18 protein-coding genes are annotated in these 16,461 nt (G+C 70.0%); 10 read left to right on the forward strand and 8 right to left on the reverse strand.

The annotated features are described in order from the left end of the window. Nucleotides 1–6: 6 nt before the first annotated feature. The 3 genes from ACXMDY_RS08475 to ACXMDY_RS08485 are packed head-to-tail and all read right to left on the reverse strand — an operon-like array spanning nt 7 to nt 2,866. The gene (locus ACXMDY_RS08475; protein WP_259701060.1) at nt 7–1,425 is read right to left on the reverse strand and encodes an NAD(P)(+) transhydrogenase (Re/Si-specific) subunit beta; all 1,419 of its coding nucleotides are present in this window, start codon (nt 1,423–1,425) and stop codon (nt 7–9) included. Continuing rightward, nucleotides 1,425–1,721 (reverse strand): NAD(P) transhydrogenase subunit alpha, encoded by a 297-nt coding sequence (locus ACXMDY_RS08480; RefSeq protein WP_259701061.1) that lies wholly within the window; start codon nt 1,719–1,721, stop codon nt 1,425–1,427. Before ACXMDY_RS08480 ends, ACXMDY_RS08475 begins: the two co-directional genes overlap by 1 nt. Next, nucleotides 1,718–2,866: an NAD(P) transhydrogenase subunit alpha gene (locus tag ACXMDY_RS08485; protein ID WP_259701062.1), complete on the reverse strand. Its 1,149-nt coding sequence runs from the start codon at nt 2,864–2,866 to the stop codon at nt 1,718–1,720. Before ACXMDY_RS08485 ends, ACXMDY_RS08480 begins: the two co-directional genes overlap by 4 nt. Nucleotides 2,867–3,094: 228 nt before the next feature. Between ACXMDY_RS08485 and ACXMDY_RS08490 the strand changes: the two genes are divergently transcribed. Continuing rightward, a complete protein-coding gene (locus tag ACXMDY_RS08490) occupies nt 3,095–3,376 on the forward strand; it encodes a 2Fe-2S iron-sulfur cluster-binding protein (protein WP_259701063.1) in 282 nt (93 codons plus the stop codon). 26 nt (nt 3,377–3,402) lie between these two features. Here the strand turns inward: ACXMDY_RS08490 and maeA are convergent, their stop codons facing one another. The 4 genes from maeA to ACXMDY_RS08510 form a co-directional block, all read right to left on the reverse strand. After that, a complete protein-coding gene (gene maeA / locus ACXMDY_RS08495) occupies nt 3,403–5,085 on the reverse strand; it encodes an oxaloacetate-decarboxylating malate dehydrogenase (protein ID WP_259701064.1) in 1,683 nt (560 codons plus the stop codon). A gap of 54 nt (nt 5,086–5,139) precedes the next feature. Next, nucleotides 5,140–5,574 (reverse strand): hypothetical protein, encoded by a 435-nt coding sequence (locus tag ACXMDY_RS08500; protein WP_259701065.1) that lies wholly within the window; start codon nt 5,572–5,574, stop codon nt 5,140–5,142. A gap of 65 nt (nt 5,575–5,639) precedes the next feature. Beyond that, entirely contained in the window at nt 5,640–6,086 is a 447-nt protein-coding gene (locus ACXMDY_RS08505; RefSeq protein WP_259701066.1) for a TspO/MBR family protein, read from the reverse strand. 31 nt (nt 6,087–6,117) lie between these two features. After that, entirely contained in the window at nt 6,118–6,693 is a 576-nt protein-coding gene (locus tag ACXMDY_RS08510; RefSeq protein ID WP_259701067.1) for a hypothetical protein, read from the reverse strand. Nucleotides 6,694–6,797: 104 nt separating this feature from the next. On the opposite strand from ACXMDY_RS08510, the gene ACXMDY_RS08515 reads away from it, so the two are divergent. From ACXMDY_RS08515 to ACXMDY_RS08525, 3 genes are all read left to right on the forward strand, one after another. Continuing rightward, complete coding sequence (locus ACXMDY_RS08515) at nt 6,798–6,944, forward strand: hypothetical protein (protein WP_259701068.1); 147 nt, start codon at nt 6,798–6,800, stop codon at nt 6,942–6,944. An 86-nt stretch (nt 6,945–7,030) separates the two neighbouring features. After that, on the forward strand, nt 7,031–7,243 hold the full coding sequence (locus tag ACXMDY_RS08520) for a Nif11-like leader peptide family natural product precursor (RefSeq protein WP_259701069.1): 213 nt from the start codon (nt 7,031–7,033) through the stop codon (nt 7,241–7,243). Beyond that, on the forward strand, nt 7,219–8,112 hold the full coding sequence (locus ACXMDY_RS08525; RefSeq protein WP_259701070.1) for a lysophospholipid acyltransferase family protein: 894 nt from the start codon (nt 7,219–7,221) through the stop codon (nt 8,110–8,112). The genes ACXMDY_RS08520 and ACXMDY_RS08525 overlap by 25 nt, the downstream gene beginning before the upstream one ends. Here ACXMDY_RS08525 and cbiE read toward each other — a convergent pair. Beyond that, nucleotides 8,109–9,404 carry a precorrin-6y C5,15-methyltransferase (decarboxylating) subunit CbiE gene (gene cbiE / locus ACXMDY_RS08530; protein ID WP_259701071.1) on the reverse strand — a complete coding sequence of 432 codons (1,296 nt, stop codon included), beginning with the start codon at nt 9,402–9,404 and terminating at the stop codon, nt 8,109–8,111. The two genes, ACXMDY_RS08525 and cbiE, sit on opposite strands and share 4 nt — an antisense overlap. A 73-nt stretch (nt 9,405–9,477) precedes the next feature. On the opposite strand from cbiE, the gene ACXMDY_RS08535 reads away from it, so the two are divergent. The 6 genes from ACXMDY_RS08535 (at nt 9,478) to ACXMDY_RS08560 (ending at nt 16,454) form a co-directional block, all read left to right on the forward strand. Beyond that, nucleotides 9,478–9,723, forward strand: coding sequence for a hypothetical protein (locus ACXMDY_RS08535; protein ID WP_259701072.1), 246 nt, complete (start codon nt 9,478–9,480; stop codon nt 9,721–9,723). Nucleotides 9,724–9,788: 65 nt separating this feature from the next. Further along, on the forward strand, nt 9,789–12,290 hold the full coding sequence (locus tag ACXMDY_RS08540) for a GH116 family glycosyl hydrolase (RefSeq protein ID WP_259701073.1): 2,502 nt from the start codon (nt 9,789–9,791) through the stop codon (nt 12,288–12,290). Then, on the forward strand, nt 12,287–12,814 hold the full coding sequence (locus tag ACXMDY_RS08545) for a DUF3122 domain-containing protein (protein WP_399236077.1): 528 nt from the start codon (nt 12,287–12,289) through the stop codon (nt 12,812–12,814). The genes ACXMDY_RS08540 and ACXMDY_RS08545 overlap by 4 nt, the downstream gene beginning before the upstream one ends. Further along, nucleotides 12,784–13,902 carry a bifunctional diaminohydroxyphosphoribosylaminopyrimidine deaminase/5-amino-6-(5-phosphoribosylamino)uracil reductase RibD gene (gene ribD, locus ACXMDY_RS08550; protein ID WP_457767559.1) on the forward strand — a complete coding sequence of 373 codons (1,119 nt, stop codon included), beginning with the start codon at nt 12,784–12,786 and terminating at the stop codon, nt 13,900–13,902. The genes ACXMDY_RS08545 and ribD overlap by 31 nt, the downstream gene beginning before the upstream one ends. After that, nucleotides 13,899–14,930: a mechanosensitive ion channel family protein gene (locus tag ACXMDY_RS08555; RefSeq protein ID WP_259701074.1), complete on the forward strand. Its 1,032-nt coding sequence runs from the start codon at nt 13,899–13,901 to the stop codon at nt 14,928–14,930. The genes ribD and ACXMDY_RS08555 overlap by 4 nt, the downstream gene beginning before the upstream one ends. 3 nt (nt 14,931–14,933) lie before the next feature. After that, nucleotides 14,934–16,454, forward strand: a complete 1,521-nt coding sequence (locus tag ACXMDY_RS08560; RefSeq protein ID WP_259701075.1) for a peptide ligase PGM1-related protein — start codon at nt 14,934–14,936, stop codon at nt 16,452–16,454. Nucleotides 16,455–16,461: the final 7 nt, after the last annotated feature.

Below are 16,461 nucleotides of genomic sequence, written 5' to 3' on the forward strand. Positions count from 1 at the left end.
ACCGATTCAGCGGGAGGCCGCCGCTCCGGCTGCCACCTTCCCCACCCCCAGCGAACGCAGTTCCTGAATCAGGCCCTGCAGCACCTGCTTGGCATCACCGAACACCATCGAGGTCTGCGGCAGCTCGAACAGATCGTTGCGGATGCCGGCATAGCCCGAACCCAGGCTGCGCTTCACCACGAACACCGAGCGGGCCTGGTCCACCTCCAGCACGGGCATGCCGTAGAGGGGGCTGGCCGGATCGCTCTTGGCGCGCGGGTTCACCACGTCGTTCGCCCCCAGCACGATCACCACATCGGTGCGGGGAAAATCGGGATTGATCATCTCCATCTCGATCAGCTGGTCGTAGGGCACATCGGCCTCAGCCAGCAGCACGTTCATGTGACCCGGCATCCGCCCCGCCACCGGATGGATCGCGTAGCTCACCGCAATGCCGTGGGCTTCGAGCAACCGGGCCAGCTCCTTGAGGCTGTGCTGGGCCTGGGCCACCGCCAGGCCGTAGCCAGGCACGAACACCACCCGCTCGGCGGCCTCGAGGGTGAGGGCGCATTCCTCCGGGCTGCAGGAGGTGACGTTCTTGTAGCCCTCGTCCTTGGCGGCTTCTCCGCCCTCTGACGAGGCCCCGGCCCCGCCGAGGGCGCCGCCGAACAGCACCGAGGTGAGCGAACGGTTCATCGCCGTGCACATCACCTGGGTGAGGATCAGACCGGCTGCTCCCACCATCGCTCCCGCCACGATCAGCAGCTCACTGCCCACCACGAAGCCGGCCGCGGCCGCCGCCACCCCGGAATAGGAGTTGAGCAACGAAATCACCACCGGCATGTCGGCGCCACCCACCGGCAGGGTGAGGCCCACACCCAGCAGCAACGACAGGATGGTGAGCGGCAGCAGGGCCAGGGCGAAGCCCTTGAGCACCAGCACACAGCAGGCCAGGCAGGCCAGCGCCGTGGCGATGTTGACCGCATGGCGCTGGGGCCGCAGCGTCCAGGCGGGGGTGCCGAGCCACTCCTGCAGTTTTCCCATCGCCACGATCGAGCCGCTGAAGGTGATCGCACCGACCACAACGGAAGCCAGCACCGAGATCTGGCCGATCAGGCTCAGCGGCGTGGGCAGCTGCACCGCACCGATCGCCACCAGAAGAGAAGACATGCCGCCGCAGCCGTTGAACAACGCCACGGTTTCCGGCATGGCGGTCATCGCCACCCGGTAGGCCAGCAGCGCCCCGACCCCACCGCCGGCAGCCAGGCCGAGCAGCATCCACGGCCAGCCGTCCAGGCCCTGCTGGAGCAGCAGCCCCGCCACCGCCAGCACCAGGGCCAGGGCGGCCAGGCCATTGGCGGTGCGGGCGGTGCGGATCTTGGCCAGGCCCTTGAGGCCGAGGGCCAGCAGCAGCACGGCCCCGAGATCGAGCGTCAGTTCACCCATCAGTTCGATTCCTTGCGTTTGAACATGGCCAGCATTCGATCGGTCACCAGAAAACCGCCCACCACGTTGAAGAGGGCGAAGCCGAGCGCCGCGGCCCCCAGCAGGCGCAGGCCCGGGCTCGGTGCCGCGCCGATCAGCGCCAGGGCGGCCAGCAGGGTGACCCCGCTGATCGCGTTGGCGCCGGACATCAGCGGTGTGTGCAGAGTGGGCGGCACCTTGCCGATCAGCTCAAGCCCCAGCAGGCTGCCGAGCAGCAGCACCCAGAGCGCCTCCGCGGCGCCGAGATCGGTGCTCATGCCAGCACCTCCTCGAGCGCTGGCCAGAGATCGGAGCGGCGGCAACAGCCTTGATGGGTGATCAGACAGGGGTCGAGCAAGGCATCCTCAGGGTCGAAACGAAGTTCTCCCGCCTCGATCAGCTGCTCCATCAGCGCGGCGAGATTGCGGGCATAGAGAGCGCTGGCGTGCTGGGGCACGGAAGCGGGCAGGTTGGAGGCTCCCAGGATGCGGACACCACCGACGTCAACGGTCTGGTCGAGGCGGCTGCCGGCGACGTTGCCGCCCTGGGCCACCGCCAGATCCACCACCACGGCGCCAGGCCGCAGCTGGGCGAGCAACTCCTCGGTGATCAGCAGGGGGGCTGGCTTGCCGGGCACCTGGGCGGTGGTGATCACCACGTCGGCCTCCTGCAGATGCAGCGCCAACTGCTGGCGCTGGGCCTCCAGGAAGGCCACCCCGGCCTGGCGCGCATAGCCACCGGTTTCACCGGGGGCATCCAGGCTGGGCGGGTCGATGAAGCGGGCGCCCAGCGATTCCACCTGCTCCTTGGCGGCGGGGCGCACATCGCTCACCTTCACCACGGCACCGAGCCGCCGGGCGGTGGCGACCGCCTGCAGGCCGGCCACGCCGGCGCCGAGCACGAGAACCTTGGCGGGTTGCACGGTGCCGGCGGCGGTCATCAGCATCGGGAAGAAACGGTCGAGCTCGGCCGCCGCCAGCAGCACGGCTTTGTAGCCGGCGATGTTGGCCTGGGAGGAAAGGGCGTCCATCGTCTGGGCCCGGCTGATCCGCGGCAGCAGCTCCAGCGCCAGCGTCGACACCCCGGCGCTGTTGAGCCGATCGAACAGGGGGCGATTGGCGTAGGGGTCGAGCAGGCCGATCAGCAGGCTGCCCGAGCGCAACAGGCCATAGCCGCCAGCCTCTGCGGCGGTTTCCAGCGGCGGGGCCTGAACGGTGAGCACCACGTCGGCCTGCTGCCAGGGATCGGCGGCATCGAACGCGGTGATCTCCGCACCGGCTTCGGCGAACAGGCCATCGTCAAAGCCCGCCGAGCGGCCGGCACCGGCCTCAAGGCCGACCTGGCACCCCCAGCCGGTGAGTCGTCGCACGGTTTCGGGGGTGGCGGCCACCCGCTGCTCCCCGGCCCGACGTTCCCTGGGCACAAACACCCTGATCACAGGATTCCCCGCACAGCGGCACTCTCTATGGAGCTTTTCGGCGCACAACGCAAGCCGTTCCTGAGCGTTGTGTTCGTGCCCCCACAGAACCAGGGGAACCGCTGCGCCGCTGGAGAACCAACAAACCAAGACATTCTTGTGTGCTGATCGATACAAGCAAGCTGGCAAAGGGTTCCTAGATCGGCGCGGAAGAATTCAGACCAGCAATTCGTCATGGCCAGCTTCACCATCACGCTCAACGACGGCAAATCGTTCAGCTGCCCCGATGACCAGTACGTGCTCGATGCCGCCGAAGAGCAGGGCATCGACCTCCCGTACTCCTGCCGGGCGGGCGCCTGCAGCACCTGTGCCGGCAAGATCCTCTCCGGCAGCGTTGATCAGTCGGATCAGAGCTTCCTCGACGATGACCAGATCGCCCAGGGCTATGCCCTGCTCTGCGTCAGCTACCCGATGAGCGATTGCAGCGTTCAGACCGGGGTGGAAGACGACCTCTGAGCCGCTGCTGCCCCTCAGCCGCCCGATCAGACTGCCTCCACGGCGCCGTACACCGGTTCCCAGCTGGCCTGATCGAGGCGCTCGATCGCTTCGGCCGGGGTGGCCGCCAGACGGGCCAGCCCCTCGTTCACGGCAGCTTTGGCCACCGCTTCAGCCACCGCCCTGGCCACCGAACCCACCTCAGCCAGCGTCGGCATCAGCGGCGCGGTGGGGTCGGAGCTGCCGGGGATCCGCTCCGCCAGGGCCTCCAGAGCCGCGTCCACCATCGCTTCGCTCACCTCACGGGCTCCCACCGCCACGGCGGCAAAACCGAGCCCTGGATAGAGGAAGCAGTTGTTGCACTGGCCGATCCGCCGCTCCAGCCCATCCACCAGCACCGGAGCGAAGGGGCTGCCCGTCGCCACCAGCGCCCGTCCCCCCGTCCAGGCCAGCAGATCGGCCGGGGTGGCCTCCGCCAGCTGGGTGGGGTTCGAGAGGGGCAGGATGATCGGCTTCTCCACAGCCGCCGCCATCCTCTCCACCACGGCCCGGCTGAACGCCCCGGCCACCGTTGAGGTGCCGATCAGCACAGTGGGACGCACCTGGCTCACCACCTCCAGCAAGCCGATCCGGCCGTCGGCATCCCGCTCAAAACCGCTCACCTCCTCGGTCGATCGGGCGAATCGGGCCGCCAGGGGCGAAGCGATCGTCTGGCCCTCCAACAACAGCCCCTCCCGGTCGATCAACCACAACCGCCCGCGGGCCCGCTGCTCGCTCAGTCCGCTGCGTTGCAGCAGGCGCACCAGGCCCTCGGCAATGCCGCAACCGGCGGTGCCGGCCCCGAACACCACGATGCGATGGTCTTCCACCGGGACGCCGGCGCCGCGGGAGGCGGCCAGTACAACGGCACAGGCCACCCCCCGGGTGCCCTGGATGTCGTCGTTGAAGCTGGGCAGCTGGTGGCGGTAGGTGGCGAGGTTGCGGTGGGCGTTGGCCACGCCGAAATCCTCCCAGTGCAGCAGGGCGCCCGGGAACACGGCCTGAACCGCCGCCACGAACGCGGCGATGAAGGCGTCGTAGGCAGACCCCTGCAGGCGCGGCTGACGGCAGCCGGGATAGAGGGGATCGTCGATCAGGCTCTGGCGGTTCGTGCCGACATCCAGCACCACCGGCAGCAGCCGCTGGGGATCGAAGCCGGCGCAGAGCGTGTAGACAGCGAGCTTGCCCAGGCAGATTTCGATGCCGCCGATCCCCTGGTCGCCGATGCCCAGGATGCCCTCGGCGTCCGTCACCAGGATCAGATCAACCGCCCCCCCGGCGGCCGCCTGGCGCAGCACCCCCTCCAGCCGCGGCTGGTCGCTGCAGGCCAGATAAACCCCTCCGGAAGGGCTCTGGTGGTCGAGGCTGAAGCGCTGGATCGCCGCCCCCACCGTCGGCGTGTAGACGATCGGCAGCAGATCGTCGATGTGATCCGCCAGGAAGCGGTGGAAGAGGGTGGAATTGGTACGGCGCAGGGCCTGGGCGAAGCGGAACTTCTCCAGATCACTGCCCAGGCCGCCGAAGCAGGCCCACGCCCTGGCCACCTGGGTTTCAAGCGTTTCAACCGCTTCTGGCAGCAACCCCTCCAGGCCGAGTTCCCGGCGCTCCCGGGGGCTGAAGGCCGTGCCTTTGTTGAGCGCCGGGTCGGCGAGCAGGTGACGCCCCCGCAGCCGGGTCTGCCGGGTGGGCATCGAGACCTCGCCGATTCGGTGATTTCGAACCGGCAGCGTACGTGGCGGCAGGGTTCAGGCGTCGTTCAGGGCCTGACAGGCAAACACCTGCAGATCGCCGCGACGCAGCAGAAAGGTGGGCTCGGCGGGCTCGTTCAGACCCCACAGCCACTTGCCGTCGGTGTAGGTGGGCGGGCCGGCATCGTTGGTGCGCGGCAACTGCAGCGTGAGCTCCCGCCAGCGCAGCACGACAAAGGCGCCGGGGAAGGTTCCCGCCAGCACATTGCCCACCAGCGGATCATCGACGGCACCGTTGTCGTAGCGAGCGGCCAGCGGATCCCCATCACAGCGATAGGCGCGCTCCACCGGGCTGGCCATAGCCGGAGCCGCCAGCGCGGCCCAGAGGGCGAACCCCAGCAGCAGCGGCAGCAGGCTGCTCCAGAAACCCCTCTGGCAGATGCTCTGAACAGACACCATCGTGGCGGCGCGGCGTGGCGGCAGTGTGGGCATCCTCAGTGTGGCCTTGCGCTGGGCTTGGCCGGAGCCGGGCTGGCTGGAGCTCGCGGGCGGCCCGTTCAGCGATTGAGGCGCTGCATCTGCCAGGTGACCAGGGTGCCAAGCGGGCTCCAGAGCAGGAAGGGCACCAGCAGCAAGGCCGCCACCGGTGAGCGGGAGGCCACCAGGATGGTGAGCACCACCCCCCAGACCCAGCCGGCAAAGCCGATCGCCGTGCCGGCGGTGAGCGAACGGGTCCGGCAGATCAGCCAGGTGTAGCTCTGGACCAGCACGAGCAGCAGCAGGTAGCCCGCCATCGCCCCCCAGCCGCTGCCGGCCTGCCAGCTCAGCAGGGCCGAGGCGTAGAAACAGCCGTAGATCACCAGCCAGATCAGCGGGATCCAGCGCTCGAAGGTGAGCCAGGCGGGCCGGCGCAGCCGCAGAAACCACTGGAAATCAGCGCGGCTCGGATTGAGCGCCAGACTGACTCCGACCTGGACGACCAACAGAACCAGCCAGGCGGGCATCAGCTCAGTCTCCAGGCTGCAGGTTCGATGCTCAGACCCTAGCGATCGGCTGGTCCGGCGCCTGAAGCCAGAGGGCCAGGCCACCGCCCCGGCCCCGCGCCGCCAGCCAGCGGCCAGGGGGCTCGGAACCGGGGCCGGAGCCGGATGCGTCTCCAGCCAGCGTTTCGGTGGCGATCAGGGCGAAGAACGGCAGGGCACCGTGGCGCTGGCCGGGCCCCGTGGAAGCCGGCGGCCCGGCCAGGGGGCGATCCAGCCAAAGCCAGTCACCCAGTCGCAGCTGCAGCTGCTCGAAGCGAAAGATCAGCAGGGGCCGGCGACCTTCAAGCCAGGCCTGGCCCTGGAAGCTCAGCTCCAGGGCGCCCAGCTGAACACGGTTGGTGATGCGCAGGGGGGCCAGCGGCGCTGCGGCCGCAGCGAGGATCAGGCGAGCCCCCAGGACCCGCAGCAGCGCTGAGCTGAGGGCGGCGGGCTGGCCGGCCCGGCGGGGCCAGGTCTGGGCCAGCACCCAGGTTCCGAGCAGCTGCTCCGCCCTGAGGCCACTGCCATCGCGGCGGCTGGTCCGCTCACGGTCCAGCAGCAGCTCGGCATCGGGCAACGGGGATGGCATCGCAGTGGCCGTATCAGTGGATTCTGGGCCCTCGCCCGGTTCGCTCCGGCCTTGACCCCCGCCCCCAAAGATGGGAGGTTGATGGGAGCGACTGAAGCCCGGCCTTGACAAATCCACTCCAGGCCACTGCCTTGCTGGTTGCCGCCCTGGCCGTTCTGTTGCTGCCGATCCCGGGCTCTCAGGCCTGCGAAAAGCATCTCAACGGCCATCAGAACAGTTCCGAATCCCAGAGCGAAGGAAGCAACCGCTGAGGTCAGCCACCCGACATTGCGCTGTGTTCAGATCGCTGGCTTCCGTCCACTCGTTTGGGCATGGTTGAACACCTGGCATTTCCCCCATGACCTGGAGCGAACTCGAACGGTTCGTCCTGGAGGCAGAAGCCGACCCGGTGATGCGCCGATCGCTGAAGCACTGCCGCTCTGAAACGGAACTGCTGCTGGCGGCACGGCGTCTGGGCTACCGGCTCAGCCGCGGCGACCTGATCGAGGCCCGTGAGGAGCACCGCCGCGAGCAGAAGCAACAGGGTTGCCAGGCCGGGATGCCAGCCTGATCGCTGCCCACCAGGCCTGCGTCGGCTTGCTGCATCCCATGCCCAGTGGCTCAGCGCCCGACCGTGATCCAGGTGGGCTCCGCGATCCCCTGTTCATCAGGGAACTGATGCCCATCTGGGGGTGGCTGCACCGGCACTACTTCCGGGTTCACACGAGTGGCTGGGAGCATGTGCCAGGCCAGGGGCCGATGCTGCTGGTCGGCTCCCACAACGGCGGCCTGGCCACTCCGGACCTGCCGATGTTTCTCTACGACTGGTTCCGGCGTTTCGGCTACCAGCGCGAGGTCTATGGCCTCACCCACGCCAAGGTCTGGCAGACCCATGCCCCGATGGCCCGCCTGGCAGCCCGGGTGGGGGCGATTCCCTTCTATCCCCGCAACGCCCTCGCCGTTCTGGAGATGGGACACAGCGTTCTCGTCTATCCCGGTGGCGGCAACGATGCGTTCCGCCCCCACCGGGCGCGGGGCCAGATCCATTTCGGCGGGCGCACCGGCTTCATCCGGCTGGCCCTCTGGCATTCCCTGCCGATCATTCCACTGATCTCCTGGGGCAGCCACGACACCCTGATCGTGCTGGAGGATTGCTATCGCCAGGTGGAGCGGTTGCACCGGCTGGGGATGCCCTGGCTGCTGGGAATCGATCCGGAAGTGTTTCCGATCTACCTCGGGCTTCCCTGGGGTCTGGCCCTCGGCCCCCTGCCGAACATTCCGCTGCCGGCCAGGATCCACACCCGCGTCTGCGCACCGATTCAGTTCGAGCGCACCGGTTACGCCGCCAGCCGCGACCGGGGGTATGTCCAGGCCTGCTATCAGCAGGTGGTCGTGGCGATGCAGGCCGAGCTCGACAACCTCGCTGACCAGGCTTCTTAACGGCGCCCCTTGAGCACCAGCACCGGGTTGAGCGGCGCCAGCCGGGTGCCATCGGCCAGGGCTGCGCCCCGCCAGGCCTGCAGCTGAACCACCCTCACCTCCAGGCCGGCGTGCTCCAGCTCCTGGCGCAATCCAGCCAGGGCCTCCACCGTGGCCAGGGGCATCACCACCACGCCCCCCGGACGCAGCCGGGCCAGCACGGCCTGCAGCAGCGCCAGCCGCTGCCGCCCACCACCACCGATCAGCACCCGGTCGGGGTCGGGCAGCGACAACTCCCGGCCGGCTGAGCCAGCACCGATCAGATCGAGGGCCTCCGCTTCCAGCACCGCCGCCGGCTGCACCCCCAGCCGTGCGGCATTGGCGGCGATCAGGGCGGCCGAACCGCCGCGGCGCTCCACCGCCCAGAGCTCCAGCCCCGGCCGCAGCCGCAACGCCTCCAGCCCGACCGAGCCCACGCCGGCCCCCAGATCCCAGAGCACGCCGCGCTCCGGCAGCTCCAGATCAGCCAGCAGCTGGATCCGCACCTCACGCTTGGTCATCAACCCGGGGCGATCGTCGTGCTGCACGAACAGTCCGTCCTCGAGGCCGAACAACGGCAGACCGGCCGGAGCCGTGGGCACCGGCGGCTCGGCGATCAGCAGCACCAGGTGGAGTGGATCGAGGTCGGGGGGCAACGGGGCGGCGGGGGCCAGCCGCTGCACCCGCTCGGCCGGATGGCCGAGCCGTTCACACAGCCAGAAGCCATAGGCCGGCTCCAGCCCAGAGGCCCGCAGAATCCGACGCACCGTCTCGGCGCCGCCGCGGCCGGGATCGGTGAGCACCGCCAGGGCAGCCGGCCGTTCCTGCAGCCGGCGGGCCAGCGGCTCAGGCTCGCGGCCGTGCAGGCTGATCCAGCTGGCGTCCTGCCAGGGGCGGCCGAGCCGGGCGAAGGCCAGCTGCAGGGAGCTGGGGGCAGGATGAAAGCGCAACTGGTCGGCGGGCAGGTGCTGCAGCAGCAGCCGGCCGATGCCGAACCAGAGCGGATCGCCGCTGGCCAGCAGCACGGTGGCCCGGCCGGCGGCCAGCGCAGCCCGCAGCGCCGGCATCAGCTGCTCGGGCCTGTCACTGCTGAGCACCTCCACAGGCGGGCTGCCGGCTGATTGCTGCCGCTCCTGCCGCTCAGCCAACCAGGGCTCCAGTTCCACCAGCAGGCGGGAGGGTGCCGCCACCAGCCGCGCCCGCCGCAGCAGGGCCAGCGCCGCCGGCGGCAGGGCGCTGAGGCCGGCGGCATCGGTGCCGATCACATCGATCATCCCTTCCTCATCGCTTTCTCGCGGCAGCTGCCAGCGACAGCCTGGCCATGATGCACACCCGTCACCGACCGCCATGGCCGATTCCAGCCATTCCGCCGAGCGCCGCCGGCGCATCCATGACCTGGTGCTCGGCCTGCTGGCCCGCCAGGGCGAGCTCGAACTGCTCGCCGGGGACGGGGCCGGCATCGGCGGGGTGGATGGGGATCCGGCGCTGTGGCTGGAGCGCAACCGCCGCGTTGTGCAGCGCTATCAGGCGCTGGTGCGCTCGGCCATCACCCTCGATGCGCTGATCGACCAGGAAGTGGGTCGTCACCCGTGAGACCAGCCGCCCGTTCGCTGCTGAGCCAACGGCTCTGACAAGCTGGCCCCAGCTTTCGAGTCCAGATGGCGCCCTTCGGCCTCTCCGCTCTCCAGAATCTGCGGCGCGGCGGCCGGAAACGCTGGCAGGCGCCGCCAGCCAGCTGGCAGCGGCCATTCGGCCTCGGCTGGGAGGCGCCCTACACCGTGCGCTACGCCAGCAACCTCGATGACGGCCCGAACCACGGCCTGCCGCTGGGTGGTTTCGGCGCCGGCTGCCTCGGCCGCGCTCCGGATGGCAGCTTCAACCTCTGGCATCTCGATGGCGGCGAGCACTGGTTCGGCGCCGTGCCCGACTGCCAGTTCGCCCTGTTCGAGAACGACGGCAAGACCCAGCGGGCCTTTGCCCTGGCCACCGAACCGCAGCGGGACGACTCCCGCCCAGAAGCGGACACCCCCCCACTGGCCGCCTGGCAGTGGTATCCGGCCAGCACCACCGAGCGGGTCACCGGCACCTACGCCGCCCGCTACCCGCTCAGCTGGTTCCAGCACAGCGATGTGTTCCAGGCCGGGGTGAGCTGCGAGGCATTCAGCCCGATCCTGCCGGGCGACTACCAGCGCAGCAGCTATCCGGTCGCGGTGTTCCGCTGGCAGCTCAGCAACCCCACCGATGCTCCCCTCGATCTCTCGCTGCTGGTGAGCTGGCGCAACACGGTCGGCTGGTTCACAAACACCGATCCCAGCGCCGCCGTCAGCTTCCGCGACGATGGCAGCCCCGAGCACAACTACCGGCCGGCGATCGGTCGGGGGCGGGGCCAGCGCAACCGCTGGATCGATGCCCCCGGTCTGAGCGGCGTGCTGCTGGAGGGGGCAGCCAGCCAGCCGATCGCCGAGGGGGAGGGTCAGTGGTGCCTGGCGGTGCCCGACCAGCTCGATGGGGTGGAGGTGCTGCGCTGCAGCCGCTGGGATCCCAGCGGTGATGGCGGCGAGATCTGGGAGGCGTTCCGCCGCGACGGCTCGATCCCCAGCAGCAACAACGACCGCCGCAGCACCGGCAGCGAGCAGGCCAGCGCCGCGATCGCCCTGCGGCTGCGGCTGGAGCCGGGGACGGCGATCGAGCTGCCGGTGGTGATCAGCTGGGACCTGCCCGTCACCGCCTTCGCCACCGGCAGCTCCGCCCGGCGCCGCTACACCGATTTCTTCGGCGACAGTGGCGGCAATGCCGCCGCCATCGCCGCTGAAGCCCTGCGCGACTGGCGCGACTGGCGCCAGGCGATCGACACCTGGCAGGCACCGGTGCTGGAGCGCAGCGACCTGCCGGAACCCCTGCGCATGGCGCTGTTCAACGAGCTCTACGACCTGGCCAGCGGCGGCAGCCTCTGGACCGCCGCCACGTCCACCGACCCGGTCGGGCGGTTCGGGGTGCTCGAGTGCCTCGACTACGCCTGGTACGAAAGCCTCGACGTACGTCTCTACGGCTCCTTCGCCCTGCTGCAGCTCTGGCCCGAACTCGACAAGGCCGTGCTGCGCAGCTTCGCAAGGGCGATACCCAGCGCCGATCCCACGCCGCGGCCGATCGGCTGGTATTTCACCCAGGGCAAGGGCCGGGTGGAAGCGCCCCGCAAAGTCGCCGGTGCCACCCCCCACGACCTCGGCGCCCCCAACGAGCGCCCCTTTGATGCCACCAACTACACCGCCTACCAGGATTGCAACCTCTGGAAAGACCTGGCCTCCGACTTCGTGCTGCAGGTGTGGCGGAGTTTCAGGCTCGCCCCCACCGGCGAAGACCTGCGCTTTCTGGCCGACTGCTGGCCGGCGACGGTGGAAGCGCTGCGCCACCTCAAGCAGTTTGATGTCAACGATGACGGCCTGCCGGACAACGGTGGCGCACCCGATCAGACCTTCGATGACTGGCCGCTGCAGGGGGTGAGCGCCTACTGCGGCGCCCTCTGGATCGCCGCCCTGGAGGCGGCCCTGGCCATGGGCCAGCGCCTGCAGCTCGAGCTGGGCCTCGACACCGCGGCGGTGCAGCGGGAATTCGGCGGCTGGCTGGAGCAGTCGCGCGCCCACTTCGATGCGTTGCTCTGGAACGGGGAGTACTACAACATCGATGCCGGCAGCGGCACGCCGGTGGTGATGGCCGATCAGCTCTGCGGCGACTTCTACGCCCGGCTGCTGGGCTTACCGCCGGTGGTGGCCGACGAGCGGGCCCGCTCGGCGCTGGCGGCGATCCGGGACGCCTGCTTCGAGCGCTTCGAGGGCGGGCGGCTGGGCGTGGCCAACGGCCTGCGCCGCGACGGGACACCGCTGGATCCGAACGGCACCCATCCCCTGGAGGTGTGGACCGGCATCAACTTCGGCCTGGCGGCCTATTACCGCCTGATGGGAGAAACGGCCACGGCCCTGGCGATCACAGGCGCCGTGGTGGAGCAGGTGTACACCGGCGGGCTGCAGTTCCGCACCCCCGAAGCGATCACGGCGGTGGGCACCTTCCGCGCCTGTCACTACCTGCGGGCGATGGCGATCTGGGCCCTCTGGGCCACCCACACCGGCTGGGCGCCGATCCCGGGGGCAGCGCGGGAAGCGTGAGCGCCCCTTTGCGGCCGGGCCCGTGGCGAACCCTGCTGGTGGCCCTGCTGCTGAGCGGCCTCAGCCTGCTGCTCGCACCCGGCGGCGCCCTGGCGATCGGCCCGCTCGCCCAGCTGCACGGGCACCTGGATGCCAATGGCACCCCGGTGCTGCGCAGCCTCGAAAGCCTCCGCGACCTCGACGACCAGAGCTGGCAGCTGGTGGCCTACCGCGCAGGCGGGCCAGGCGGATCCCTGCGGCTGCGGATCGTGGGCTATCCGGGCAAGGTGCGGCTCGATCACCCCACCCCCCTGCAGGTGAGCTCCGGCCCCTTCCAGTGGAACCTGGAAGACATCACCCTGGCCAGTGAGGCCCTCGCCGGCGATGGCCGCTCCGCCGCCGCCGAGTTCGATCTCGCGCCCCTGCTCGCCGACCTGAGCCAGGATCGCCCTCTGCGCCTGCGGCTGAAGGGAGTGTTCAGTGAGCTGCCGGTGCCGCCCTATGTGGTGGGGGAATGGCGGCAGCTGGGAGAGGCGCCGGCGTGAATGAGCCCTGGCAGCGCTGGATGGACCGTGCCCTCCAGCTGGCGGCGCTCGGTGACGGCCGCACCAGCCCCAATCCGCTGGTGGGGGCGGTGGTGCTGGCTGCAGACGGGACGCTGGTGGGGGAGGGCTTTCACGCCCGCGCCGGTGGACCCCACGCCGAAGTGGGCGCCCTGGCCCAGGCTGGCCCGCGTGCCCGGGGCGGCACCCTGATCGTCACGCTTGAACCCTGCTGCCACTTCGGCCGCACGCCGCCCTGCAGCGAGGCCGTGATCACCGCCGGTATCGCCCGGGTGGTGGTGGCGATGGCCGATCCCGACCCCCGCGTGGCCGGTGGCGGCATGGCCCGGCTGCGGGCGGCGGGGATCGAGGTGATCGATGGTGTGCGGGAAACAGAAGCGCTGCGGCTGAACGCCGCCTTCTGCCACCGGCTGCACACCGGCCGGCCGCTGGGCCTGCTCAAGTGGGCGATGAGCCTCGATGGCCGCACGGCGCTGCCGAATGGCCACAGCCAGTGGATCAGCGGCCCTGAAGCACGCCGCTGGGTGCACCGGCTCCGGGCCCGTTGCGATGCGGTGATCGTGGGCGGTGGCACCCTGCGCGCCGACGATCCACTGCTCACCAGCCGCGGCCAGCGCTCGCCCGAACCGTTGCGGGTGGTGCTGAGCCGAACCCTGCAGCTTCCCCGCCACGCCCAGCTCTGGGACCAGACCCAGGCAGCCACCCTGGTGGCCCACGGTCCGGGCGCCGACGCCGCCACCGCTCTGTTCCTTGATCAGGCGGGCATCGAGCGGCTGGAGCTGGCGGAATCCGAACCGGCGGCGCTGCTCCGGGCGCTGGCGGAACGGGGCTGCAACCGGGTGCTGTGGGAATGCGGGCCAGCCCTGGCGGCGGCGGCGCTGCGTCAGGGCTGTGTGCAGCAGCTGGCCGCGGTGATCGCGCCGATCCTGCTGGGCGGCGAGCCGGCCCGCACACCGCTCGGTCAGCTCGGCCTCACCAGTGTCGAGGCGGCACCAGCCTGGCAAGGCGGCCGGCGCCGCTGGCTGGGCCCCGACCTGCTCTGGGAGCTGGAAGCGGGGCAGTCGCCATGACCACATTGCTCGCGGCGCTGGAGATCCCGCTGCTGGGAGTCCTGCTGGCGGCAGGGCTGTGGCTGGTCCTGGAACTGCTGGGCAGGCGGCTGGCGCCGGGCTCGCTCGGCCGTGCCCTGCTGCTGCGCAGCCGGATCAGCCTCTGCCTCACGGTGGTCGCCACCAGCCTCGCCTGGTGGCTGGCCGGCCGGCCCGGTCCGATTCCGTTTTCCCTGCCGCTCAGCCGCACCGACCTGCGCGATGGCGTGATCAGCCTCGGCCTGATCTGGACGCTGCTGCGCTGCAAGGCGGAGCTGCTGGGCAAGGCCGAGCGCTACTCCGAGCAGTTGTTCCCCTCCCTGCCGGTCCGGGATCGGCTCTTTCTGTTCGATGTGGCCGACAAGCTGATCGGCTCATCGGTGCTGATCCTGATCGCCCTGCTGATCCTGCGGCTGGTGGGGGCGCCCCTGGCGGTGCTGGCCACCACCGGCGGCTTCGGTGCGGCGGCCCTGGGTTTCGGCGCCAAGACGATCGTGGAGAACGCTCTGAGCGGGATCAGCCTCTACATCAACCGTCCCTTCGTGGTGGGCGACCTGATCCAGATCCCGGATGAGCAGCTCACCGGCACCGTCGAGCAGATCGGCTGGTATTACACCTGCCTGCGCGACCTGGAGCGACAGCCGATCTTCATCCCCAACGGCCTGTTCACGGTGAAGCCGGTGATCAACAGCGGCCGGATCGACAGTCGCCGGGTGTGGATCGAATTCAGCCTTCGCCACCAGGACCGCGAGGCCATCGAGCCGATCGTGACAGTGCTGCGCCAGGCCCTGGCGACCGACGCCGGCATCGACCAGAGCAAACCGCAGGGGGTTCACTTCGTGGGCTACGGCGATGCGGGGCTCGATCTGCGCCTGCTCTGCTTTTCGGCCAGCAGCGAACTGCCGCTCGCCTGGGATCTGAAGCAACGTCTGCTGCTCGCGATCGGCAAGGTGGTGGAGGACCACCAGGCCAGGATGCCGATCCAGCATGCCTCGCCCGGGGAGGTCTGAGCCATGGCCCACAGCTTCAGCGAACTCCAGTCCCAGCTGCAGCCACAGTGGGGGGACTTCGATGACGACCGCAGCGGCGGTGATGACCTCAGCCACCGGTCCGAGGGTTGCGATCTGCTCGTGGTTCCCTCGCTGAGCCTGGACCAGGGCCAGATGGACCTGGTCGCCGGCGTGCACCACTACGAGGAGCGGCAGCTGTTTTCGCTGATCCGGCTGCGTCATCCGGGGGTGCGGGCCGTCTACGTCACCAGCAAGCTGCTGCCGGAGCTGGTGGTGGACGCGGTGCTGGAACTGCTGCCGGGGGTGCCGGCCTCCCATGCCCGGCGCCGCCTTCACCTGTTCGACACCGACGATGCCTCGCCGCGCCCGCTGACCGAGAAACTGCTGGAGCGCCCGGCCCTGCTGGGGCGGATCCGGGAGCTGTTGCGGCCGGGGCGCAGCTTCATGACCTGCTTCAACGTCACCCCCCTGGAGAAGCGGCTGTCGGAGCGGCTGCAGATTCCCCTGCTCGGCACCGATCCCGCCCTGGGCTACTGGGGCAGCAAGGCGGGCAGCCGGGAGCTGTTCCGCCGCTGCGCCGTGCCCCATCCCCCCGGCAGCGGCCTGGTCCATACCCTCGACGCCCTCACCGAAGCCACCGCCACCCTCTGGGAAGACCAGCCGAGCCTGGAGCGGGTGGTGGTGAAGCTGAACGAAGGCTTCAGCGGCGAAGGCAATGCCCCCCTCGACCTGCGCCCCCTGGAGCTGGCGGGCACCGGTTCAGCCGAACGGCGCCGCCGCCTGCGCCAGGCCCTGGGCGCTCTGGCGATGCCGCCGCCCCACTGGCTGGAGCTGCTGCGCGACCAGGGAGCCCTGGTGGAGGCCTGGCTGAGTGGCGGCGAGGCGCTCAGCTCCCCCAGCGTGCAGGGGAACATCCATCCCGGCGGCCGGGTGGAGGTGCTCTCCACCCATGAGCAGGTGCTGGGCGGAGTGAGCGGCCAGACCTACCTGGGTTGCCGCTTCCCCGCCGACGCGACCTACCGCGATGCGCTGATGCGCCATGGCCTGGCGGTGGGGGAGGCGCTGGCGGCGGAAGGGGCCCTGGAGCGGTTCGCGGTGGACTTCGTGGCCCGGCGCTACGGGGAGCACTGGGATCTGCAGGCGATCGAGGTGAATCTGCGCAAGGGCGGCACCACCCACCCCTACATGGCCCTGCGCTATGCCACCAACGGCCGGATCGACCCGATCAGCGGAGCGTTCCGCTCCCCCACCGGTCAGGCCCTCTTCTATACCGCCACTGACAACCTGTGTGATCAGCGGCTGCGGGGATTGCTGCCGATCGACCTGATCGACATCGTGGCGGCCGCCGGACTTCACTTCGATCCGGCCGAGCTGAGCGGCAGTGTCTTTCATCTGCTGGGTTGCCTCTCCCAGTTCGGCAAACTCGGCATGACCTGCATCGGCCACAGCGCCGAAGAAGCCGCCCACATCTACAACGCCACGACGGAGCGGCTGATCGCGGGTGCGGAAGCCCTGCGGCGCTGAATACCCT

The sequence above is a fragment of the Cyanobium sp. ULC082 genome, assembly GCF_977927535.1.

What these genes read in the sequence shown, in the direction of transcription:
- ACXMDY_RS08475 (WP_259701060.1), bottom strand. Translation starts at nt 1,425, where the DNA reads ATGGGTGAACTGACGCTCGATCTCGGGGCCGTGCTGCTGCTGGCCCTC.
- ACXMDY_RS08480 (WP_259701061.1), bottom strand. Translation starts at nt 1,721, where the DNA reads ATGAGCACCGATCTCGGCGCCGCGGAGGCGCTCTGGGTGCTGCTGCTC.
- ACXMDY_RS08490 (WP_259701063.1), top strand. Translation starts at nt 3,095, where the DNA reads ATGGCCAGCTTCACCATCACGCTCAACGACGGCAAATCGTTCAGCTGC.
- maeA (WP_259701064.1), bottom strand. Translation starts at nt 5,085, where the DNA reads ATGCCCACCCGGCAGACCCGGCTGCGGGGGCGTCACCTGCTCGCCGAC.
- ACXMDY_RS08500 (WP_259701065.1), bottom strand. Translation starts at nt 5,574, where the DNA reads ATGCCCACACTGCCGCCACGCCGCGCCGCCACGATGGTGTCTGTTCAG.
- ACXMDY_RS08505 (WP_259701066.1), bottom strand. Translation starts at nt 6,086, where the DNA reads ATGCCCGCCTGGCTGGTTCTGTTGGTCGTCCAGGTCGGAGTCAGTCTG.
- ACXMDY_RS08510 (WP_259701067.1), bottom strand. Translation starts at nt 6,693, where the DNA reads ATGCCATCCCCGTTGCCCGATGCCGAGCTGCTGCTGGACCGTGAGCGG.
- ACXMDY_RS08520 (WP_259701069.1), top strand. Translation starts at nt 7,031, where the DNA reads ATGACCTGGAGCGAACTCGAACGGTTCGTCCTGGAGGCAGAAGCCGAC.
- cbiE (WP_259701071.1), bottom strand. Translation starts at nt 9,404, where the DNA reads ATGATCGATGTGATCGGCACCGATGCCGCCGGCCTCAGCGCCCTGCCG.
- ACXMDY_RS08535 (WP_259701072.1), top strand. Translation starts at nt 9,478, where the DNA reads ATGGCCGATTCCAGCCATTCCGCCGAGCGCCGCCGGCGCATCCATGAC.
- ACXMDY_RS08540 (WP_259701073.1), top strand. Translation starts at nt 9,789, where the DNA reads ATGGCGCCCTTCGGCCTCTCCGCTCTCCAGAATCTGCGGCGCGGCGGC.
- ribD (WP_457767559.1), top strand. Translation starts at nt 12,784, where the DNA reads ATGGCGGCAGCTGGGAGAGGCGCCGGCGTGAATGAGCCCTGGCAGCGC.
- ACXMDY_RS08555 (WP_259701074.1), top strand. Translation starts at nt 13,899, where the DNA reads ATGACCACATTGCTCGCGGCGCTGGAGATCCCGCTGCTGGGAGTCCTG.
- ACXMDY_RS08560 (WP_259701075.1), top strand. Translation starts at nt 14,934, where the DNA reads ATGGCCCACAGCTTCAGCGAACTCCAGTCCCAGCTGCAGCCACAGTGG.